Here is a 22,851-nt window from a genome sequence, read left to right as displayed (position 1 = left end):
CCATGATCAAACTCTTCAATTTAAGATTTTGTTCGGCTCAATGAATACTGAACATTACATAAGTAATGTTTGAATTGACTGTGCTGAGTCTTTCGACTCAATGGTCACTTCGTTTCATTGAAACCTAATTTGATACCGCTTTCCGTTAAGAAAGAAATATCTAATTGGATTATCATCAACGAGTGCCCACACAGATTGATAGGTTCTTATTTTTAAAGAGCACACTCTGAAGTTCTCTTCAAAGTGGACGGCCATTTTAGCGAGATAACTTATCGTGTCAAACACTTTTTTAAGTTATTTCTCTGTGAGTTACTTTCTAACTCACTGACCTTGTTATCTCGGCTTCGCTTTGTTTGCTTTCCCGTGACAACGGAGGCGCATTATAGGGAGTTCGTTTAGGAACACAACCCTATTTTTCAAAAAAACTTATCTTTTTGGTTCGTTCGTATAGAAAACAATCAAAACCCGATAAAAGTGCATCAAAAAGGGGGCTACCGCCCCCTAAACCTTGAACTTCGTCTCACTTTTCACTGCATTAGTGAAATTACTGGTGAGCAATAATTTGGTCATTGTTCACAATCAGCTGTACTTTCTTATCTGGCAATATTTGGCCGGCTAAGATTGATTTAGCTAGTGGGTTTTCGACATTTTGTTGAATGGCACGTTTTAAAGGACGCGCACCATAGACAGGATCGAAACCAACTTGAGCAATCAAATCGAGAGCTTTCTCGGATACCTCTAACTGATAGCCTTTTTCTTCTAGGCGTTTCGCTAGACGATCTAGCTGAATAGAAGCAATCGACTTAATGTGCTCTTGACCAAGAGGATGGAAGACCACGCTTTCATCAACACGGTTTAAAAACTCTGGGCGGAAGTGTTTACTGACCACATCCATCACTTCATTCTTAATACCTTGGTAATCCAGAGTAGCAAAGTTCTCTTGGATGCGAGCTGAACCTAAGTTCGATGTCATGATCACTACAGTATTACGGAAATCAACCGTTCTCCCCTGACCATCAGTTAGTCGACCATCATCCAATACTTGCAGCAGAATATTGAACACATCTGGATGTGCCTTCTCTACTTCATCTAATAGGATGACAGAATAAGGTTTACGGCGAACCGCTTCTGTTAGATAACCACCCTCTTCATAACCAACGTAACCCGGAGGCGCACCAACTAGTCTTGCCACAGAGTGTTTCTCCATGAACTCTGACATATCGATACGTACCATGGCATCTTCACTGTCAAACATGAAGCTAGCGAGTGTCTTACACAGCTCTGTTTTACCTACGCCTGTTGGACCTAAGAATAAGAAGGAACCAATCGGTTTGTTCGGATCCGATAAGCCAGCTCGGCTACGACGAATTGCATTTGATACCACTTCAACCGCTTCCGCCTGACCAATCACGCGTTTGTGCAGAACCTCTTCCATGCGGAGCAGTTTTTCTTTTTCTGCTTCGAGCATTTTAGAAACGGGGATACCCGTTTGCTTAGAGAGTACTTCTGCAATCTCATTGTCCGTCACCTTGTTACGCAGCAGTGTCATCTCTTGCATTTCAGCTTGAGTAGCAAGATCGAGCTGTTTTTCAAGTTCAGGAATACGGCCATATTGCAGTTCCGACATGCGGTTTAGATCACCAGCTCGGCGTGCAAAGTCCATATCCATTCGGGCTTGCTCTAACTCACTTTTAATATGTTGAGTGCCAGATAGTGCGGCTTTTTCTGCATTCCACACTTCTTCTAGCTCTGCATATTCACGTTCTTTCTCGTTCAACTCGTCGTTAAGCACGTCCAAGCGTTTTTCACTTGCTTCATCATGCTCATTACTCAGTGCTTGCTGCTCGATCTTAAGTTGGATGATTTTACGTTCGAGTTTATCGAGCGATTCTGGTTTAGAGTCGATCTGTAGACGAATACTAGAAGCGGCTTCATCAATAAGGTCGATCGCTTTATCAGGCAACTGACGATCCGAAACATAGCGATGCGACAAACTTGCGGCTGCCACGATCGCTGGATCGGTAATCTCTACGTGGTGGTGAAGTTCATAACGCTCTTTCAAACCACGAAGAATGGCAATCGTGTCTTCAACCGTTGGTTCATCCACCAGCACTTTTTGGAAACGACGCTCAAGTGCCGCATCTTTCTCTATATATTGGCGGTATTCATCCAATGTAGTTGCACCCACACAGTGGAGCTCACCACGAGCCAATGCTGGTTTTAGCATGTTACCGGCATCCATAGAGCCTTCGCCCTTGCCCGCGCCAACCATGGTATGAAGCTCATCAATAAACAGAATTACGTTGCCTTCTTCTTTGGCTAACTCATTCAATACCGACTTCAAACGCTCTTCAAATTCACCACGGTATTTTGCACCCGCAACAAGTGCGCCCATATCTAACGAAAGTACGCGGCGGCCACGTAGCCCCTCTGGTACTTCATTATTAATGATGCGCTGCGCCAAACCTTCTACGATAGCGGTTTTACCCACACCTGGTTCACCAATGATCACAGGGTTGTTTTTAGTACGGCGCTGCAATACTTGGATGGTGCGGCGGATTTCATCATCACGGCCGATAACCGGATCCAACTTACCCTGCTCTGCACGTTCAGTAAGGTCTATAGTGAACTTTTCCAATGCTTGGCGTAGTTCTTCTGCATTCGGGTCATTGACCTTTTGACCACCTCTGATCTTTTCGATCGCTTGGCTGACTTTTTGCTCGGTCAAGCCCATCTCTTTTAATAGCTGACCAAGTGGGCCACGGTCTTCTAATGCCGCAAGCAAAAAGACTTCGGAAGAGATGTAGGAGTCCTGACGCTTTTGAGCCACTTTGTCGCACAAATTGAAAAGTGTACCCATAGAGCTAGACAGCTGAACATCACCGCCGATGCCACTGACTTTAGGCAGTCGGTCTAACATTTCGCTCAATTTAGAGCGTAGATGAGTTACGTCGACATCTAACATGGTTAGTAGTGGACGAATTGGGCTACCGTTCTGATCGAGCAATGCCACCATTAGGTGCACTGGTTCGATATATTGATGATCGCGCCCTAACGCTAGTGACTGAGCATCAGAGATAGCGATTTGAAACTTACTTGTGAATCTATCAAGACGCATATCTTTCTTCCTAACCTCAACTTAAGGAAATTCTTTTGACAGTTAGAAAGATGGATACGCAGAGAGGGAATTTCAAGGGAGTGAATTAATAAAGATAGCTTTGCAAAAATGAAGCTATGCATCTCAACACTTTTGCGTTGTAGTGATCAGTCCTCAATCCAAATAAAAGTGGCTTGTCGACCTGTCACACCATCACGGCGGTAGGAATAAAAGTCATTTTTGTCTTGGAAAGTACACAGGCCAGAGTCAAATACTTGAGTGACACCAAGTTTGTTGAGACGTTGAGTTGCAAGCTTAGACATATCGGCCAGCCACTTCCCTTCAATGCCACGAGGAGTAAAGGCTTGATGAGCTTGTGAATCAAAATCCACAAAGGCTTGCAGAACATCTTCACCGACTTCAAATGCTTGAGGGCCAATTGCCGGACCAAACCACGCCATTACCTCACCAGAAAACAACTCTAGTGCATTTTCAACGATACCATTTGCCAAGCCGCGCCAACCAGCATGAACAGCTGCTACTTGGGTACCTTGCGTGTTGGTTAGTAGAACAGGCAAACAATCCGCTGTCATGGCCGAGCACACAACCTGACTTGAAGAGGTAAACACACCATCCGCATCCAGTACTTGCTTTGTAGGAGCGCTTGCTTGAGCTACCACTGTAGAATGGGTTTGGTTCAACCAGATTGGCGCACTAGGCATCTTTGCTTGTTGCGCCAACCAGTCACGGTTCTTTTCTACGATGGACAAGTCATCCCCAACATGCGCACCCAAATTTAGCCCTTGATAAGGCGTCGTCGAAAAGCCATCGACTCTGGTAGAGGCGAAGGCTTTTACGTTTTTTGGTGCTGGCCAGTTAGGAATAATTGTCTTCATATTAGAACTCGTCAGGTAGACCGAACTCTTCTGTATCTTTACGCAGCGCTTCTGTCATTTCTACCATGTCGTCAGGCACTGGAGCGTGGAATTCTAGCTCTTCACCAGTAACAGGGTGTTCAAAACGAAGCATTACCGCGTGCAGAGCTTGGCGGTCAAAGCCACGGATCATTTCCGTTAACTCTTGTGATGCGCCAGTTGGGATACGAGCACGACCACCGTAAGCAGTATCACCTAATAGTGGATGCTGTAGGTAAGACATGTGTACACGGATTTGGTGTGTACGGCCCGTTTCTAGACGCAAGCGAATACGTGTATGCTCACGGAAATGTTCTGCCACACGGTAGTGAGTAACAGCATGTTTACCCATTGGGGCAACCGCCATTAGCGTACGTTTAGTAGAGTGACGACCAATTGGTTTATCTACTTTACCGCCCGCCGTCATACGACCGATTGCAATCGCTTCATACTCACGAGTGATGTTACGTTTTTGCAGCGCGCGTACTAGACGAGTTTGTGCTGGTACGGTTTTCGCTACCACCATTAGGCCTGTTGTATCTTTATCTAGACGATGCACAATACCTGCGCGAGGTACTTCGGCGATGTCTGGGTAATGATGCAACAATGCGTTTAGTACAGTGCCATCTGGCGTACCCGCACCTGGGTGTACTACAAAATCACGAGGCTTGTTGATTACGATGATGTCTTCATCTTCGTAGACGATATCGAGAGGGATATCTTGTGCTTCCCAGCGTTCTTCATCTTCCAGCTCGGCTTGCAAGGTAATTTCCTCGCCACCCATTACTTTGGTGCGAGGTTTAGTGACAACTTCACCATTCACTTGTACTTTCCCTGCAAGCAACCACTCTTTCAAGCGAGAACGAGAGAAGTCCGCGAATAATTCGGCGATAGCTTGGTCTAAACGTTGACCTAATTGGCTATCTTTTACGGTGTTGGTTAAAACAATCTGCTGAGCCATATCGAACTTTTTTAAAAACTGTGAGACTAATGCTCACGACTGTGGAAAAATAGACTATTACGTCATTGTATCTGTTACTGGAAAGAAAGTAACGGCAGCTTAAGAAATATTTAGATTCAAGGAACAGACTCCTGATATGAAACATCAGACTTTAACAGGCCTTTTAGCGGTATCCCTTCTGTTTGGCTGTGCAAGCAAAGAAGAAATCGTTCCTGATGTGCCACCTTCTGAACTGTATGCAGACGCGCAAACTTCTCTGCAAAGCGGTAACTGGCTTTCTGCCATCGAGAAATTAGAAGCTTTGGATTCGCGTTACCCGTTTGGTGCCTACTCTGAGCAGGTACAACTTGACCTTATCTACGCGTACTACAAAAACGATGACCTAGCACTAGGTCTGGCAACGATCTCTCGCTTTATGCGTTTGAACCCAACTCACGAAAAAATGGACTGGGTTTTATACATGCGCGGTTTGAGCCACATGGCACAAGACCGTAACTTCATGCATGACCTGTTCAACGTAGACCGTAGTGACCGTGACCCAGAGCCAGTAAAGAAAGCATTTGATGATTTCAAAAAGCTGCTCGATCGTTACCCGAATAGCCCTTATGCGGAAGACTCGCAAAAACGCATGGTGGCATTGAAGAACCGTCTTGCTGACTACGATCTTGCAACCGCAGACTTCTACTTACGTCGTGAAGCATGGATTGCAGCAATCAACCGTGCGCAAGAGCTGCAAAAAGCGTTTCCTGATACAGAAGCCGCTCGTAAGTCACTTGAGATTCAGCTAGAAGCATACAAACAGTTGAAACTGGATGATTCAGTTGCCAGGACTGAAGAGCTGATAAAGCTCAACCCAGTTAACTAATCTTAAGCCGCCACAGCCCCAAACTGTGGCGGTTTTGTTTTATTCCGCATTAATTTTTGTTTTATCCTTTCTCCTTATCACATTCACTTCCTTGATGATTTTTTAAGCGACACATATGCTTAAAGTTCTCCTCCACCATCAACATGGATGTGAACGTGACACTATCAAAGTTATGGACGGGACTGTTGATCCTACTCTCCGCGTCGAGTTTTGCTCTCGAGCTATCTCCTCTTAGACAGCCGCCTTACACTGGCGATCTCGATGTCATCAAAGAGAAAAACGTCTTGCGCGTGTTGGTATCAGCCGATTTGGGTTTCTATTACATAGAGGGAGGAGAGCCAAAAGGGATTGGCGCTGAGTTGCTTGCGCATTTTGAGAGAGATTTACGCAAACTCAAACCTAAGATCAATATTCAAATCATTCCGGTATCTCGTGATGAGCTGCTTCCCTCCCTTGAACAAGGATTAGGAGATTTGGTTGTTGCGAATCTCACCATTACCAACGCACGTAAGAAGTTGGTTGATTTTAGTGATCCTGCCATCACGGGCATTGAAGAATGGGTAATTACCAATAAAAAAACACCAGTGATGACCAAGCTTGATCAGCTAAGCGGCAAGGAAATATGGGTACGTGCCAGTTCAAGTTACTTTGAGAGCATTCAGGCCTTAAACAAACAACTTAATAAGAAAGGCTTACCACCTGTTGTTGTCCATTTCATAGAAGAAACACTACAAGACTACGAATTGGTGGGAATGCTCAACAATGGCTATGTCAAAGCCATTGTTCTTGATAGCCACAAAGCCAAGTTGTGGATGAGCTTTATGGACGATATCCGTGCTCATACCAAAATCCCAATCCGCAAAGGTGGTGAGATCGCCTGGGCAATGCGTCACGACAGCCCTGAGCTAATGAAAGTGGTGAACAAATTCATTCGCACAGCCAAATCTGGCACCTTACTTGGGAACGTCATTTACGGGAAATACATCGACAACACCAATTGGTTGAACAAGGCATTGAACCCAAAAAAGATTGCTCAGCTTGAAAAGCTCTCTGCTCTGTTTTCTAAATATGGGGAGAAATACGACTTTGATTATCTGCTGATCGCTGCAGTGGCTTATCAAGAGTCGGGGTTCGATAACAACTTAGCGTCTAGCCGTGGCGCTGTCGGTATCATGCAAATATTACCAAGCACAGCGAGTGACCCGAACGTAAACATAAAAAACATTCGTAACTTGGAAAACAATGTTCATGCAGGCGTGAAATACATGGCGTTCCTGCGCCGCTACTACTTCAGTGATGAAGCAATCAGCAAAGAGAACAAACTCTACTTAACACTCGCGGCATACAATGCCGGGCCAGGAAACGTTGAAAGAATGCGTAAGCGCGCGGCTCAACAAGGCTACGATCCCAATGTTTGGTTTAACAACGTTGAAGTGGTGACGCGCAGGAGTTTGGGGGAAACGGTGAGATATGTGACCAATGTGAATCGCTACTACGTGATCTACAAGCAACTAGAAAGCCTTGATCTCGCGAAAACGCTGGATAACGTTTTACTTGTTCCAGACGATCCCGTTTTTATGACGCCGCTGAGAAGAGTCAGCCAAACCCCATAAACAGAGAAACTCTAAATAGAAAACCAAAAACGCCGCTCAACGAATTAAGCGGCGTTTTTGAATCTAACTTACTGTGCACTTTAAGAGTGATCTGATTCACATCTTTGTTCTGGTTAATTTTTAACTAACTAGAATTACAGGCCGTATAACTCCCCTAAAAACGGGTTAGTTTTCAGCTCAGTACTCTACCCAATCTAATGATTTCGAATCCGATAACAAGCAATTTTCACATAAATCTCAGCAGTTCTTGAGTGAGATCACATTCATTTTCCATCTCCAAAAAGCCGCTCAAAATAGTGATCAAGATCACATTCTTTTATCCTCAAAGCGGTAATCTGAATTCAACCCATGAGGGATGAAACAGAGGAAAAACATTTATGACAATGAACATCACTGGTAAAAACATCGAAATCACCTCTGCAATCCGTGCTCATATTGAGAGCAAATTTAAAAAGCTGGAGAAATGGCAAGTAGACATCATTGGATGCCAAGCAACTTTCAGTGAGGAACCAAACAAACAGAAGAAATTCGAAGCCGTTATTAAAGTTCCTAAAGGCCAGCTAATCGCCTCAGCAACTCACGAAGATCTTTACGCAGCTATCAATGAAGTGGAGCAAAAACTAGAACGACAACTGAATAAGCTGACCCACAAACCTGAAGCTCGACGTGCGAATAAGCCTGAGCTAGTGGAAGAAGAAGAGTAAACCGTCCAGATTGAGGAAGTAGCGCCGAAAGGCGCTATTTTTTTGCTTGACGCTCCCCGCCAGCTTGCTTATTGTGTTTAAACACTCACAAATTAAGCACTATTTATGCATTCAACAAACCTGTTTCTTTTTGACTTCTTTTTCCTTCCATAGTTGGAGGGGCTAACTCGTTTGTGAAAGAAAAGTCAAAAACAAACAGAAAGCCTCCCAAATCGGGGGGCTTTTTTTATAAGGAAAGAATTGATGACTGACCAACCTATTTCCCTGGAAGAAATTCGTTTACGTTTGAATGAGCTGGATGACGAACTGCTAAGCCTGTTGTCAGAACGCCGCAAGCTCAGTATTGAAGTCGCTAAAAGCAAAGTTCAAACGTCGAAACCTGTTCGTGATGCAGTCCGTGAACAACAACTTCTAGTAAAACTGATCACCAACGGCCGTGATAAATACGAACTCGACGCTCAGTACATCACCAAACTTTTCCATACCATCATTGAAGACTCTGTTCTTCTTCAGCAAAGCTACTTGCAGAACCTAGTTAATCCACAGCAAAGTCGCAAGCCTCTTGCTCGCGTTGCTTTCCTTGGTGCAAAAGGCTCGTACTCTCACCTTGCAAGTCGTGAATACTTCAGCCGTAAGAATACAGAACTGATTGAACTTAACTGTGAACACTTCAAAGAAGTGACTCAGACGGTGGAATCTGGCCATGCAGACTATGGCGTACTTCCAATTGAAAACACTAGCTCTGGCTCGATCAACGAAGTTTATGACCTACTGCAACACACAACGCTGTACATTGTTGGTGAACTGACTCAACCAATTGAGCATTGCCTCGTAGCAACCAAAGACATTCGTCTTGAGAACATCAAAACACTTTACTCACATCCGCAACCACACCAGCAATGCAGCGAGTTCTTAAGCCGCATGAAAGGCGTGAAGCTAGAGTCCTGCGCAAGCACTGCCGATGCGATGCAAAAGGTACAAGAGCTTAACCGTGACGACGTTGCGGCAATTGGTAATGCTTCAAGCGGTAAACTTTACGGCTTACAAGCCATTCAAGGCAACATCGCAAACCAAACAGAAAACCACACTCGCTTTATCGTTGTCGCACGTAAACCTGTAGAAGTATCGACGCAGATTCCTGCGAAGACCACATTGATCATGTCAACGTCGCAACAAGCTGGCTCTCTGGTTCAGACACTCTTGGTGCTTCAGCGTTACGACATCAACATGACCAAGCTAGAATCGCGTCCAATTATGGGCAACCCATGGGAAGAGATGTTCTACGTAGACCTTGAATCTCACCTAGGTTCTAACGAGATGCAGCAAGCGATTGATGAGCTAACCAAGATCACTAAGCACTTGAAAGTGTTAGGTTGTTACCCAAGCGAGAATATAAAACCCACTCAAGTAAAACTGAGCTAAGGGATTATTGTAAGTAAAAAGAACATGGTAGGTAAAAAGATCATGGCAACCCAAAAAGTCGTTATCGCGTCCCTAAACCCGGCGAAAATCAAGGCTGTAGAGAGTGCTTTTCAAAGCGCTTTCTCAGAGCAAAATTTTGAGTTCGTTGGTGTCAGTGTTCCAAGTGAAGTGGCAGACCAACCGATGTCTAATGATGAAACACATCTTGGCGCATTAAACCGAGTTCGTAACGCCAAAGCAAAAATGCCAAATGCGGATTTCTATGTCGGTTTAGAGGCAGGAATTGAAGGCAAAGTAACATTTGCTTGGATGGTGATTGAGTCTGATACACATCGTGGAGAATCTCGCTCTGCCAGCTTGATGCTACCACCAGAAGTGCTCCAAAAACTTGAACATGCCAATGAGCTTGGCGATGTGATGGATGAGGTATTTGGTACCGACAACATCAAACAGAAAGGTGGCGCAATTGGTCTACTGACTCAAAACGAACTGACGCGCAGTTCGGTCTACCATCAAGCGTTGATTCTGGCTTTGATTCCTTTTACCAACCCAGAACATTTCCCAGCGAATCTATAGCTGCACGGGGCTTATTGCGAGCTTTAAAGCTCATAGCAGCGAATAGCACACATTAAAAAGGGCGGAAATTCCGCCCTTTTTGCTGCCTGTAACTCAGAGAGTTCAACTCAAAGATTATTGAGCCCCCTGCTCTAGCAATGTCTTGAGTTTGTCTTTGTCTGCATCAGATTTCGACTTTAACTCATTTGAACCACGAGTGATGGTGGCAATACCCACTCCAAGCATTTGACTGATTTGACGCTGAGACAGCTCACCTTTGAGCAACTCATTTAGAATGTTGACGCGTGCGGTGAGCGATTCTCTTTCATCCGGCGTCATTAACATGGTCAACAACATCTCGTGTTGCTGGTTATCCACGCTAGAGCGGATCAGTTCGACAATCTGTTGCCAGTCTTTGTACTCAGGTTCGTGTGACATCAAGTTACCTCACTCAATACTTGGTATTGATCTCATTTGGGGTCAAGAACGAACCATCTACACCTAAAAGGTCGCGGTAGTAAGTTTCAAACATCAAAATGTTCTGCACATAACCACGCGTCTCTTTAAATGAAATTGCTTCAATAAAGGAATAAGCGTCGACTTTTCCTTGTGTTCGATCTCGCCACATTTTTACTCGGTTAGGTCCTGCATTATAAGCAGCGAGCGCGAAAATACGATTATTATCGTAATCCTCCATCAAACCTTGTAAGTAGTGGCTACCAATCTCGATGTTCTTACCCACGTTGTACAGGTCTTGCGTACCTTGATACTTGAGCTTGTACTTGTTCGCCGTGTACTTAGCCGTCGCGGGCATAATTTGCATTAGGCCACGAGCACCTACAGGCGAACGCGCCTCCGAATCCAATGCACTTTCTTGTCGAGCGAGTGACATCATAGTAATCGGATCGATGTTGTGTTTCTCAGCGTAGAAGTTAAACCACCAGCGATGCGCCACCGGGAAACGCAATGGGATGTTATCCCACATTTCCGCCTGAATACTCGCAATCACGGTGAGGTTGTGCCAACGCTTAGAAGCAGCATAAGCGGCAAGTTGCGTTTTCTCTTCTTTGCTCACACGACGAAGCAAATGGGTCCATTCACTCTTCGCTGCGGCAATTTTGTCGGTCGCGATAAGCTCTTCAATACGTACCAAAGATTTCTGGTATGGCTGAACTGCTTTCTTGTCTAACTTAACGGAACTTGATGGGTACTTAATTGACTGACCAATCGCATTGGCCGCCGCAACGCTGTAAAAGTTACGTTGGCCGACCAATTTGGACAAACGTTGCTTACCCGCAGTAGCATCACCCAAAGCAATTTCACTACGACCTAGCCAGTATTGCCACCGAAGCGTTGCCTGTTCCTTGTCATTTAAAACCGCAATCCACTTCTCTACGCCTTTCCAATCGCCGTTTTGAATCGACAAACGAATGCGGCTTTCAATCAAGGGTAAATTCTTACTCGACTTCGTTTTATCATCACGCCAATTTGCTAATGAGTCCGACTCAGTACGAATCAAACGGATCGCAATGTAGTCAGCCAGAGCTTGCGCTTTCTCAGGGGAGAACTTCTGACCTTTCACAACTGCAGCATACGCATCTTGCGCTTGCTTGGTATTTTTACGAGCCAACTTCTCTAACGCATATTCACTCTGAGCGCGATTGAAGTCATTAGCAGGTTGTTTCTTAGCAAATGCAGCGACCGTTTCTGGTTTATCAAACAGCGCTTTCATTGCTTTAGCTTGCTGCTTCGCTTTGGCTGATTCTGGCAGTTTTTGCAGGTAACTCATTAAGCCACCATTGCGAGCATCAAACGCCAGCAGCATACGCTGAAGAATTAGCTCATCGGTGCGCTCACCCGCTTTGTCCCACGCAGAGAACAATGGGTCACACTCGTCGGCGATGCTTTTGCCGCGCAGCCACATGTGCTCTGCGCCTTTAAAGGCAGCAACTTGTTTACCCTGCTCTAATTGAGCGACATAAAAAATACACTGGTAACGCTCACCACTTGGCTCCACTTTTTGGAACTCGGTAATGGTTTTCCAATCTTTCTGACGATAAAGGTTATCTAAGTAAGGGGCGCGAATTCGACGTGAGAATGGAAAAGCCTCGTGGTCATTAATAAATTCGTCTACCTGTTGTGGAGACTTACTCGATAATTGCCTCAGAAACACCCGGTAATCCACATAAGGCGTCAGTGGATAGTCGGCGATTTTAGAACGGATAGATAAGTAACCATCAATGTCGTTCTTATCTAATAAATCCTGAGCTTGCTCATAGACTTGGCGCTGTTTTTCAAGGCTCAGCGCAGCGTTTGCTGACACGCTTACCGCACATAAAGCGGCTGCGTAGCATACTCTTTTAGCCAATTCAGATACGTTGAATCTCATGTGCGTCATTTTCCCCAGACGTTTATCGCTTCACTTCTTACCACTGGTGAATACAAGGCGCGGTAAGTCATAAAGCATATGCATCTATTTACACCGTATTAAGTTCTTATTGTAAAGCGACTTGATGTAATAAATGTTGTACTCGTAAAACTTTAGAACCCTTCAAGACAAATAGATTCCCGACAATTCATCCATCCCGATGAAGAGTGGGTATTTGAATTAAAGGTGAACAAGAAAAGTGTATACCCTAAAGTTGGGAGTTTCCGGTCAGCGATGAAGAAGAAATCACACAAGATGCTAATTTCTTGCAATCCGGTAACAAAACTCAAGGAGTTGGTATAAAATAGAGCCTTTGAATGACAGTTAATTTAGGAACGATCGGCAATGGCTGAATACGTATATACCATGTCGCGGGTGAGCAAAATTGTGCCACCTAAGCGTCAAATTCTTAAAGACATCTCTCTAAGCTTCTTCCCAGGTGCAAAAATCGGTGTTCTAGGTCTGAACGGTGCAGGTAAATCTACGCTGCTACGTATCATGGCGGGCATCGATACTGATATCGATGGTGAAGCACGCCCACAACCGGGACTAAACGTAGGTTACCTACCACAGGAACCTGTTCTGGACGAGTCAAAGACCGTTCGTGAAATCGTTGAAGAAGCCGTTGCAGATGTTGCTGGCGCACTTAAGCGCTTGGATGCGGTATACGCTGCGTATGCAGAACCAGATGCCGATTTTGATGCACTTGCAAAAGAACAGGGTGAACTAGAAGCGCTAATCCAAGCGAAAGATGGTCACAACCTAGATAACGCGCTAGAGCGTGCTGCTGATGCACTTCGCCTTCCTGAATGGGATCAAAAAATCCAACACCTATCAGGTGGTGAGCGTCGCCGTGTGGCTATCTGTCGTCTTCTTCTTGAAAAGCCAGACATGCTGCTACTCGACGAACCAACCAACCACTTGGATGCTGAGTCTGTTGCATGGCTAGAACGCTTCCTAGTTGATTACACTGGTACTGTAGTTGCGATTACCCACGACCGTTACTTCCTAGATAACGCAGCGGGTTGGATCCTAGAACTTGACCGTGGTGAAGGTATTCCATGGGAAGGTAACTACACGTCTTGGCTAGAGCAAAAAGATGCGCGTCTACAACAAGAAGCATCGCAAGAAAAAGCTCGTCAAAAGACCATCGAGAAAGAACTTGAATGGGTTCGCCAAAACCCTAAAGGTCGTCAGGCGAAATCTAAAGCACGTATGGCACGCTTTGAAGAGCTACAAAACACTGACCACCAAAAACGTAACGAAACCAACGAGCTGTTCATCCCGCCAGGTGAGCGTCTAGGTGATAAAGTTATCGAAGTGAACAACCTGACTAAGTCATTCGACGGTCGTGTTCTTATCGATGACCTATCGTTCAGCATGCCTAAGGGTGCAATCGTGGGTATCATCGGTGCCAACGGTGCAGGTAAATCGACTCTATTCAAGATGCTGAGCGGCACTGAGCAACCAGACTCAGGTACGATTGAGCTTGGTGAAACAGTGAAACTGGCGTCTGTTGAGCAGTTCCGTGACTCAATGAACGACAAGAACACGGTATTCCAAGAGATTTCTGAAGGCGCTGACATCATCAAGATCAACAACTTCGAAATCCCTGCACGTGCTTACTGTTCTCGCTTTAACTTCAAAGGCTCTGATCAACAAAAAGTTATCGGCGAGCTTTCTGGTGGTGAGCGTAACCGTGTGCACCTTGCTAAGCTGCTTAAAGCTGGCGGTAACGTACTGCTACTCGATGAGCCAACCAACGACCTTGACGTTGAAACACTGCGTGCACTAGAAGAAGCACTACTAGAGTTCCCTGGCTGTGCAATGGTTATCTCGCACGACCGTTGGTTCCTAGACCGTATTGCAACGCACATCATCGACTACCGCGATGAAGGCCAAGTTAACTTCTACGAAGGTAACTACAACGAGTACATGGAATGGCTGAAGAAGACGCTTGGTCCTGAAGCAGCTGAACCACACCGTATCAAATACAAGCGCGTATCGAAGTAATTTCGTTTATAAGATGAGTGTGCGGTATATCACCTTACGCTCACCTTTGCTTGTAATTCGTACAAAGGTCGCTATCATAGCGGCCTTTGTTGTATGTGTTGCATAAATGGCTCAAATTGGCATTTTTTCAATTAAGAGCTTGACCTTTAGCAATCGTAACTCTGTGCTAGCTCGATATTTTAAGAACAAAAATTGAACAACTTTTGTTCTGTTTGATATAGTCTTCGACTGATTTGACGACTTAATGAGAAAGCTCTATGACGGAGAGACGACGCTTTTCACGCATTATCTATCAAGTTTCAGCTTTATTGGAACAAGGTGACTTGGCATTACAAGCCACGATTCAAGATCTCTCATTACATGGCTTGCTGTTAAAAGCTGAAAATGCAAGTTCACTTGAACCGTCACGTAAGGTAGATGTTGCGTTCTCGTTTGCTCAATCAGAGCAAGTGATGCAGCTAACCGCCAACATCATATCGATTATAGATAACGAGATTAGGCTAAAGATCGCCAACATAGACATCGATAGTATTAGCCAACTAAAACGATTTATAGAATTGAATGTAGGCAATAATGAGCTTCTGAATCGAGAGTTAGAGCATCTTTCAGATTTAGGGGAAGAATAAATTGAACGCCTACTTTAGTAACAATAACCATGTCTAAAAAAATCATCATGCAGATCCCGACAAAAGACGGGAATCAGCAATTTCATTTGGGTCGCCTTTCGATCCTAGCTATCTGTGCGTCAGTCGTTGCACTACCCGCTGTTGTTGGTGGTGCTTGGTACCTGCATCAAAAGCAGATTCATGACACACAAGCACTCAATCAAACCATCGCAAAGCTAGAGAGCGAGAAAGCTGAAATCTCCGTGTTGTACGAAGAGCAGTTAGATACCAACCACTCTCTTTCTCAGTCCTTAACCGATAAAAACAACCAGATTCAATTGCTAGGCAAGCGTGTATTTGATGTTGAGTCTGTGTTGGGTTTAGCAGATGAAGAGCTGAGCACCGATGAACATGCACTGGAAGAACGCATTGATGCTGCGGCAATCGATTCTGCAGTTCGTGCGACCATGTTCCGTTTGATTCCAAACGACAGCCCAATGACTTATCAACGTATCTCCTCTCCTTTTGGCAGTCGTGTCAATCCAATCACGGGCAAACGTCATGTTCATACAGGGATCGACCTAACGTGTAAGCGTGGAGAACAGATCCTTGCGCCGGCAGACGGTGTGGTAGAAACGGTACGTCCAGGTAACCGTGGGTATGGTAACTACCTCACGCTGCGTCACTCGTTTGGCTTTTCTAGCTCCTTTGCTCACTTGAGCAAGTTCAGCGTGAAGAGCGGAGAGTTCGTCAGTAAAGGCGATGTGATTGCGAAATGTGGTAACTCAGGTAACTCAACCGGCCCGCACCTGCACTATGAAGTGCGCTTCTTAGGCCGAGCATTGAACCCACAATACTTGATGGATTGGACGCCAGAGAACTTTAACTACGCATTCGAGAAAGAGAAGAAGGTGAAATGGGGTCCGTTGGTTCAATTGATTGATAACGTGGTTCGCCTGCAAATCAACCTTACTAACTCACCTTACCGTGATACCAGCATCAGCACAGTATCGAGTGAAGATAACAGTGCCACATCAACCAACTGATCATCACGAAACATACGAATAAAAAAGAGCAGCGAATAAGCTGCTCTTTTTACATTCAAAATCTGTTCTTATCCACGATGGATATTGTCATTAGCCTGTTTAAGCAAGTTCTGACTTTCGTTCATGAATTGCTGCGAGTAATCACCAAACCAGTCACTCACTTGCTCGAAGCTTTCGACAAACTCAGCCTTGTCTTTACTGTCTAAAACAGACAAAGCTTCACCAAAGCGTTGGTGGAAACGCTTAATCATGTCGATGTTTTCTTGTGATGAAAGAATGATGTCACCGTAGAGGTTTGGATCTTGGCCAAACAGACGCCCTACCATCGCTAGCTCCAAACGGTAAATCGGTGAGCTCAACTTTAACAGTTGTTCAATGTTCGGATTCTCTTTGCTTAGGTGCATACCGTAAGCGAAAGAAGTGAAGTGGCGCAGTGCCTGAATCAAAGTCATGCCATGATCGTGCTCTTGCGCATCTATTTGGCACAAGCTTGCACCCCAAATTCCAAACTGTTGCAATAGCCATTGGTATTGTTCATTACCACGACCGTCACAGTAGACAATCACCTGCTTCGCTAGGCTCGGTACATCTGGGCCAAACATTGGGTGCAAACCAACAACCGGACCTTGGTGCACATTCAACATTGCTTGCAGCGGCTTAGACTTGATAGAAGTCAGGTCACAAAGAATACAATCTTGTGGCAGATTACCGAGCTTCTCAATCACACCTTCTGTTAGGTGAATCGGCACTGTAACTACCACCAGCCCAGCATCTTTTAGGATGTCATCGGCATGATCCCAGTCTTTGCTGCCCAGCACTTTAACTTGGTAGCCAGATAGTTTGAACATTCGGCCAAACAGGCCACCTAATTGGCCATTACCACCAATAATGACCACAGAGCGCAGTTCTGGGTTCAAACACTTAAAACCGGAATCTTTCTCGCTGGCATAGGACTCACGCATAGTTCGACGAAGAATGTCTTCAATCAGCTGTGGAGGAATCCCCATTTTTTCAGCTTCAGCTCGTCGTGATGCCAGCATTGCGGCTTCACGATCTGGGGCATAAATTGGCAAACCGTGTTCGCTTTTTACTTCACCCACTTTCTCTACTAGCGCTAAACGCTGAGCGAGTAGCTCTAGCATTTGCTTGTCGACTGCATCAATCTGATCGCGTAATGCGTTAAGTTCAACTGCCATTGATGTTCCTTAAATCCCGTGTTGTTAGCCTTTTAGACGATTCTCTAAGAAAGGCACTAGCTCTTCGTGTGCATGACGTAATAGTGCCTCAGTTGAATCCCAATTGATACATGCGTCGGTGATAGATACGCCGTATTTCATCTCTTCAAGAGCTAGGTCAGAAGATTGGTTACCTTCATTGATATGGCTCTCAATCATCAAGCCTATAATCGACTTATTGCCTTCACGGATTTGATGAATCACGTCTTCGGCAACCAATGGCTGACGACGGTAATCTTTACGTGAGTTTGCATGGCTACAATCCACCATCAGTGAAGCGTCAAGACCAGACTTCGCCATCTCTTGCTCACACTCGTTAACAGACACTGAATCGTAGTTAGTTTGCTTGCCGCCACGCAGAATCACGTGACCATTCGGGTTACCTTGCGTAGTCAGAAGCGCTACTTGGCCTTCACGGTTAATACCCATGAAACGGTGGCTAGAAGAAGCCGCTTGCATCGCGTTAACAGCAGTAGCCAAGCTACCATCCGTACCATTCTTAAAGCCGATTGGCATAGAAAGACCACTTGCCATCTCACGGTGTGTTTGTGACTCAGTCGTACGAGCACCGATCGCAGCCCAGCTAAAGGTATCTGCAAGGTATTGCGGGCTGATTGGGTCAAGGGCTTCTGTTGCCAGCGGGATTTCCATCTCTGCCAATTCAACCAGCAATTCACGACCAACATGCAGACCATGTTCAATGTCAAAGCTGCCGTCTAGGTGTGGGTCATTGATTAGGCCTTTCCAACCAACTGTGGTTCGAGGCTTCTCAAAGTAAACACGCATTACAATATACAGTTGGTCGCTTAGTTGTTCTGAAAGAGCTTTTAGACGCTTAGCGTAATCCTTCGCAGCTTCTACGTCATGGATAGAACACGGTCCACATACAACGAGTAGACGATGATCTTTTTTGTGAATGATGTCAGCGATGGTTTGACGAGACTCTTGAATAAAACGACGTGCTTTTTCACTTAAAGGAAGCTTCACTTTTAGCTCCTCTGGCGTGATCAGAACTTGTTCTTCGCTGATGTTGATGTTGCTCAATTCACTTCTTTGCATAACTTTGACCTGTATATTTTTGTTTACACCCAACCAATTCCTTGGTGAGACAACTAAGCTTTATCGACAAGATAACAGGCTAAAAAAGAAATACAACCGTACACAATAAAAAACATTTAATGTAAAATTTAATTTACACCAAAAGAGAAAGCCGAAATGCAGAGCGCTTCGGCTTTAAATGGATGTTTTAGAAAGTTTACGCCTCCCCCTGAACAAACCATTCTTCAGGGATGAGATGGCTAGCCAACCAATCGCTTCATCGCTTCAGAGGCGTCTTTCCACTCTTGCGAAAGTTTTAGCTCGCTTAGAGAAAAGCTTTGCTTCTTCAACAAAACATCTGCTCGAGGAACAGAAGTGATTGGTAGATTATCAAGCACCTCAACTTGCGCATCGCGCTTATTGCAAACCAGCAGCATATCGCAGCCGGCGTTTAGTGCTTGTGCGCCACGCTGAGCAGGGCCACCCATGATCGCAGCTCCCTCCATGGTCAAATCATCAGAGAAGATCAAACCGTTAAAACCAAGTTGCTGCCGCAGGATTTGTTTAAGCCAATACTCAGAGCCACTAGCAGGCTGATCATCATAATTTGGGAAAATGACGTGAGCAGGCATCATCGCGTCTAAGATTCCTGCATCGATTTGCGCTTTGAAGATAGCCATGTCTTGCTCAAAGATATCGCTACGCTCATCGTACGGTGTCTCTAAGTGTGAATCAGCAATCACACCACCATGACCCGGGAAGTGCTTACCTGTTGTCGCCATACCGACACTCTTCATGCCCTGCATATACGCGGTGCTGTGACGTAAAATGGTGTCCAGATCCTCACCAAAGGCACGGCTGCCAATCGCTTTACACTGGTGACCTTTATCTAGTACTGGGGCGAAGCTTAGATCGATATCATGAGCAATCAACTCAGCAGCCATCAACCAACCGCCCAGACGAGCCAGCTCTTCACTGTTTTGGTGCTTGGCGTATTCGTCTGCCGCAGGAATCAATGAGAAGCCTTCACGAAAACGCTGAACGCGTCCACCTTCTTGGTCAACACCAATCAAAATCGGACGTTTCGCCGCTTTGCGGATAGATTGGGTAAGAGCTTGAAGCTGCTTGCTGTCGTGGTAGTTACGTGTAAATAAAATCAAACCACCAACCGTTGGATGCTCCAAAATTTCTCTGTCTTCTGCAGTCAGTTCATAGCCTGCAACATCAACCCATAACGGTCCCATTTTTTCTCCTCAAAATCGGCTGAATATCTCGTATTCGATGAGGTTATTCGCTTCAGAATTGCTTTACAATAAGTGAATCGAAGAATTGACGGAATTGGCTGTGAATCTTAACAAACTGTATATCGGTGTGATGTCTGGAACCAGTATGGACGGTGTAGATACCGCACTGGTTGAAATTGAAGATAACCGTGTTCGCTTGCTAGCACACGATGATTACCCAATGCCCGCTCATATTAAGCAGACGCTTTTGTCGGTTTGCACTGGGCAAGACACAAATCTAAAAGCCATTGGTGAACTCGACCACCAACTTGGCCATCTGTTTGCCGATGCGGTTTTACAGCTACTGGATAAATCCGGCTATTCCGCTGAGCAAATACGAGCCATTGGCAATCATGGTCAAACCGTGTTCCACCAGCCAACAGGCAATCTGCCCTTCACCACCCAACTGGGTGATGCCAACATCATTGCAGTCAAAACTGGCATTGATACCGTGGCAGATTTTCGTCGTAAAGACATGGCGTTAGGTGGCCAAGGCGCCCCGCTCGTCCCTGCCTTCCATAAAAGTATTTTTGCCATGCAAGATTCCACCACCGTGGTGCTCAACATCGGTGGAATTGCCAATATCTCGGTACTGCATCCTGAGCAAGCAGTGATCGGCTACGATACGGGCCCGGGCAACATGTTGATGGATGCATGGTGTGAACAACACACCGGACGAGGCTTCGACAAAGACGCGCGATTTGCTCTACAAGGCAACACCGATGCAGCACTACTAACTCAACTCTTAGCAGAACCTTACCTCGCTATGTCGGCGCCTAAGAGCACTGGCCGAGAGCTGTTCAATATCGATTGGCTGCATCATCAGTTAGCTGACCACAATATCTCAGCACAAGATGTACAACGCACGCTGTGTGAATACTCGGCGAAGACCATTGCAAACGAAGTGGAGAAATTCACGTATGGCCAGCAGCCACAGCTGTTGGTGTGTGGAGGTGGGGCGAGAAACCCCCTACTGATGCAACGTTTAGCGGAACTTCTGCCGCAGTGGCAAGTCGCAACAACGGATGATAAAGGTGTCGATGGCGATTATATGGAAGCCATGGCGTTTGCTTGGCTTGCTCAGCGACATATTGACGGGCTACCAAGCAACTTACCTGAAGTAACCGGTGCGAGCCGTCTTGCTTCGCTGGGTGTGCTCTATCCTAAAAACTAAATACGTTGTGCTAGCCACAGCGAAAAAACAAATCGAAATCAGTATTCAAAAGGCTTAAACCACTATGACAAATGACGCGCTTATTGCTGCTCTTGCCCATCTAGTATCAGAAGGTCGTAACCCAGATACGATGGACATCGATTTACTGCCCTCTCTGGACATTGTTCAGCGACTTAATCAGCAAGATAAGCTCGTACCACTTGCGGTTGAGAAGGTTTTACCCGAAATCGCACTCGCGGTGGATAAGATCACCGACGCGTTTAAAGTCGGCGGTCGTCTGGTTTACATGGGCGCAGGCACCAGTGGCCGTTTAGGTGTGCTTGATGCATCGGAATGTCCGCCAACATTTGGCGTATCAGACAAGATGGTGGTTGGTCTGATTGCGGGTGGCCCAGAGGCGATTCTAAAAGCGAAAGAAGGTGCGGAAGATTCGCCGGTTTTAGGTGAGCAAGACCTAAAAGACATCAAATTCACAAATCTCGATGTTGTCGTGGGTATCGCTGCAAGTGGCCGAACGCCTTATGTCATTGGTGGTTTGGAGTACGCCAACGAGATCGGCGCAACCACGATTGCGCTATCTTGTAATCCAGATTCTCCAATCGCCGACATTGCCGACGTCGCAATTAGCCCTGTTGTAGGCCCTGAAGCATTAACAGGCTCAACTCGTTTGAAATCAGGTACCGCGCAGAAACTGGTGCTAAACATGCTAACAACCGCCAGCATGATCCGTTTGGGCAAGAGCTATCAAAACCTGATGGTTGATGTGAAAGCAACCAACAACAAGCTCGTTGCACGCGCAGCGCGAATTGTGATGCAAGCGACCGATTGCAGCAAAGAACAAGCTACCGAAGTGCTTAAGCAGACGGATTATGAGGTGAAGCTGGCGATCTTAATGATCCTGACCGATCTTGATATTGAATCGGCTCGTGCTCACCTGCACCACCAAGACGGCTTCTTACGCAAAGCTGTGGAAAACCACCAGCCGAAATAAATCTTGAGTCCGGCAACTCAAACCTGTAGATACAAGACAAACAAAAAGGAGACCTCGTGGTCTCCTTTTTTGTTTTAGATATCAAGATTTAGTCTTCATACAACCATTCATCAAACTCTTGGTTAAGCTTGTCATTTGCTTTACGTTTGATGTGATCAGGATTCGTTATGTTCTTAACGTTCTCTACTTTATTGGTGTACTTGCGAGTGGTTTGGTTTACTTCTCGCTTCACTTGGTTCTCGACATAAGTACCGTCAGTGACTTCTTTAATATTACGCTTGGTATTGTTGATGGTATTGGTAATACGATGCTTATCGTGATCGTATTTACGCTTCATCTTAATCGACTCTTTCAACACGTTGGTCGCACCAACCGTTAAGGGCAACAATGCTAATGCGACCAAAAAATACTTCTTCATGTTTTCATTTCACTTCTGATTGAATCTCAAGCCATAAGTACAGCAAAGCAATAAAATTCAAATGTCAGAAGATCAACAAGCAAAACTACAGTCTTGATTATGAAACAGATCTAGTTGCTGTATTCGTTCCAGCCACGTTGCCATTCCATACGGAATTTTTGTGCTCCGGGCGTTCCCTCACATACACCTTCATAATATTGACCAGACAAGCCCATTTGGTAAGCAAAATCAGGATTACAGTATTCAGTTACCCCTTCAAGGTAACCTTGGTCATAATCGCCTTGCTTTACATTTCCTAACGAGCGAAGTTCTTTCATGGTACGAGAGGTATGCCCAGCGACACCATCTTGATAACCGATCTGGTACCAATCTCCGGACTGCGCCAGTTCTTCCGTTGTTGCCGCACACCCTGCTAGTAAAGCCAGCGCCAAGCCTAACGTTGCCTTTTTCATCATTCTTCCTTAACTAATTGTTTTCAAAACAAGCTTA

Annotated in this window: 20 protein-coding genes and 1 other annotated feature; of the genes, 10 read left to right on the top strand and 10 right to left on the bottom strand. The window is 45.4% G+C overall.

All coding sequences use genetic code 11. The annotated features are described in order from the left end of the window. Positions 1 to 544: 544 nt before the first annotated feature. From clpB to rluD, 3 genes are all read right to left on the bottom strand, one after another. Positions 545 to 3,118, bottom strand: coding sequence for an ATP-dependent chaperone ClpB (clpB, locus tag KIT90_RS26380; protein ID WP_005440616.1), 2,574 nt, complete (start codon positions 3,116 to 3,118; stop codon positions 545 to 547). Between the two features lie 146 nt (positions 3,119 to 3,264). Further along, positions 3,265 to 3,993, bottom strand: a complete 729-nt coding sequence (gene pgeF, locus KIT90_RS26375; RefSeq protein ID WP_285379523.1) for a peptidoglycan editing factor PgeF — start codon at positions 3,991 to 3,993, stop codon at positions 3,265 to 3,267. 1 nt (position 3,994) lies between these two features. After that, positions 3,995 to 4,972 carry a 23S rRNA pseudouridine(1911/1915/1917) synthase RluD gene (rluD, locus tag KIT90_RS26370; RefSeq protein ID WP_005440614.1) on the bottom strand — a complete coding sequence of 326 codons (978 nt, stop codon included), beginning with the start codon at positions 4,970 to 4,972 and terminating at the stop codon, positions 3,995 to 3,997. Between the two features lie 136 nt (positions 4,973 to 5,108). Here rluD and KIT90_RS26365 point away from each other — a divergent pair, with 136 nt between their 5' ends. From KIT90_RS26365 to yjjX, 5 genes are all read left to right on the top strand, one after another. Continuing rightward, positions 5,109 to 5,837 carry an outer membrane protein assembly factor BamD gene (locus tag KIT90_RS26365; protein ID WP_009707676.1) on the top strand — a complete coding sequence of 243 codons (729 nt, stop codon included), beginning with the start codon at positions 5,109 to 5,111 and terminating at the stop codon, positions 5,835 to 5,837. 143 nt (positions 5,838 to 5,980) lie between these two features. Further along, the gene (locus KIT90_RS26360; RefSeq protein ID WP_038895443.1) at positions 5,981 to 7,450 is read left to right on the top strand and encodes a lytic transglycosylase F; all 1,470 of its coding nucleotides are present in this window, start codon (positions 5,981 to 5,983) and stop codon (positions 7,448 to 7,450) included. 377 nt (positions 7,451 to 7,827) lie between these two features. Continuing rightward, positions 7,828 to 8,154 (top strand): ribosome hibernation-promoting factor, HPF/YfiA family, encoded by a 327-nt coding sequence (gene hpf / locus KIT90_RS26355; protein WP_005447957.1) that lies wholly within the window; start codon positions 7,828 to 7,830, stop codon positions 8,152 to 8,154. A 108-nt stretch (positions 8,155 to 8,262) separates the two neighbouring features. After that, positions 8,263 to 8,384 (top strand) — a sequence feature (Phe leader region). Between the two features lie 13 nt (positions 8,385 to 8,397). Further along, positions 8,398 to 9,576 carry a prephenate dehydratase gene (gene pheA / locus KIT90_RS26350; RefSeq protein WP_285379520.1) on the top strand — a complete coding sequence of 393 codons (1,179 nt, stop codon included), beginning with the start codon at positions 8,398 to 8,400 and terminating at the stop codon, positions 9,574 to 9,576. Positions 9,577 to 9,618: 42 nt separating this feature from the next. Beyond that, on the top strand, positions 9,619 to 10,152 hold the full coding sequence (gene yjjX, locus KIT90_RS26345; protein WP_285379518.1) for an inosine/xanthosine triphosphatase: 534 nt from the start codon (positions 9,619 to 9,621) through the stop codon (positions 10,150 to 10,152). Between the two features lie 114 nt (positions 10,153 to 10,266). Here yjjX and trpR read toward each other — a convergent pair whose 3' ends face one another. Next, positions 10,267 to 10,569: a trp operon repressor gene (gene trpR, locus KIT90_RS26340; protein ID WP_005440603.1), complete on the bottom strand. Its 303-nt coding sequence runs from the start codon at positions 10,567 to 10,569 to the stop codon at positions 10,267 to 10,269. Positions 10,570 to 10,582: 13 nt separating this feature from the next. Further along, positions 10,583 to 12,529 carry a transglycosylase SLT domain-containing protein gene (locus KIT90_RS26335; protein WP_285379516.1) on the bottom strand — a complete coding sequence of 649 codons (1,947 nt, stop codon included), beginning with the start codon at positions 12,527 to 12,529 and terminating at the stop codon, positions 10,583 to 10,585. 375 nt (positions 12,530 to 12,904) lie between these two features. Here KIT90_RS26335 and ettA point away from each other — a divergent pair, with 375 nt between their 5' ends. The 3 genes from ettA (at position 12,905) to KIT90_RS26320 (ending at position 16,223) form a co-directional block, all read left to right on the top strand. Beyond that, entirely contained in the window at positions 12,905 to 14,572 is a 1,668-nt protein-coding gene (ettA, locus tag KIT90_RS26330; RefSeq protein WP_005425335.1) for an energy-dependent translational throttle protein EttA, read from the top strand. A gap of 257 nt (positions 14,573 to 14,829) precedes the next feature. Continuing rightward, positions 14,830 to 15,198, top strand: coding sequence for a PilZ domain-containing protein (locus tag KIT90_RS26325; RefSeq protein WP_020197984.1), 369 nt, complete (start codon positions 14,830 to 14,832; stop codon positions 15,196 to 15,198). A gap of 29 nt (positions 15,199 to 15,227) precedes the next feature. Then, a complete protein-coding gene (locus KIT90_RS26320) occupies positions 15,228 to 16,223 on the top strand; it encodes a M23 family metallopeptidase (RefSeq protein ID WP_009707683.1) in 996 nt (331 codons plus the stop codon). A gap of 68 nt (positions 16,224 to 16,291) precedes the next feature. On the opposite strand, the gene tyrA is transcribed toward KIT90_RS26320, so the two are convergent. From tyrA to nagZ, 3 genes are all read right to left on the bottom strand, one after another. Beyond that, on the bottom strand, positions 16,292 to 17,419 hold the full coding sequence (tyrA, locus tag KIT90_RS26315; protein ID WP_045482341.1) for a bifunctional chorismate mutase/prephenate dehydrogenase: 1,128 nt from the start codon (positions 17,417 to 17,419) through the stop codon (positions 16,292 to 16,294). A gap of 24 nt (positions 17,420 to 17,443) precedes the next feature. Further along, positions 17,444 to 18,517 (bottom strand): 3-deoxy-7-phosphoheptulonate synthase, encoded by a 1,074-nt coding sequence (locus tag KIT90_RS26310; protein ID WP_005425327.1) that lies wholly within the window; start codon positions 18,515 to 18,517, stop codon positions 17,444 to 17,446. A 239-nt stretch (positions 18,518 to 18,756) separates the two neighbouring features. Next, positions 18,757 to 19,740, bottom strand: coding sequence for a beta-N-acetylhexosaminidase (gene nagZ, locus KIT90_RS26305; RefSeq protein WP_285379510.1), 984 nt, complete (start codon positions 19,738 to 19,740; stop codon positions 18,757 to 18,759). A gap of 100 nt (positions 19,741 to 19,840) precedes the next feature. On the opposite strand from nagZ, the gene KIT90_RS26300 reads away from it, so the two are divergent. Beyond that, positions 19,841 to 20,953, top strand: a complete 1,113-nt coding sequence (locus KIT90_RS26300) for an anhydro-N-acetylmuramic acid kinase (protein WP_285379508.1) — start codon at positions 19,841 to 19,843, stop codon at positions 20,951 to 20,953. A gap of 64 nt (positions 20,954 to 21,017) precedes the next feature. Continuing rightward, positions 21,018 to 21,944 (top strand): N-acetylmuramic acid 6-phosphate etherase, encoded by a 927-nt coding sequence (murQ, locus tag KIT90_RS26295; protein ID WP_039842343.1) that lies wholly within the window; start codon positions 21,018 to 21,020, stop codon positions 21,942 to 21,944. Positions 21,945 to 22,032: 88 nt separating this feature from the next. Here the strand turns inward: murQ and KIT90_RS26290 are convergent, their stop codons facing one another. Continuing rightward, on the bottom strand, positions 22,033 to 22,362 hold the full coding sequence (locus KIT90_RS26290) for a hypothetical protein (protein ID WP_005440588.1): 330 nt from the start codon (positions 22,360 to 22,362) through the stop codon (positions 22,033 to 22,035). A gap of 110 nt (positions 22,363 to 22,472) precedes the next feature. Then, a complete protein-coding gene (locus KIT90_RS26285; RefSeq protein ID WP_009707688.1) occupies positions 22,473 to 22,814 on the bottom strand; it encodes a DUF2799 domain-containing protein in 342 nt (113 codons plus the stop codon). Positions 22,815 to 22,851: the final 37 nt, after the last annotated feature.

Source organism: Vibrio sp. B172a (assembly GCF_030248355.1).
Classification (GTDB): domain Bacteria; phylum Pseudomonadota; class Gammaproteobacteria; order Enterobacterales; family Vibrionaceae; genus Vibrio; species Vibrio owensii.
Note: the sequence above shows the minus strand (reverse complement) of the source record. Positions and strands in the feature narration are given on the sequence as shown.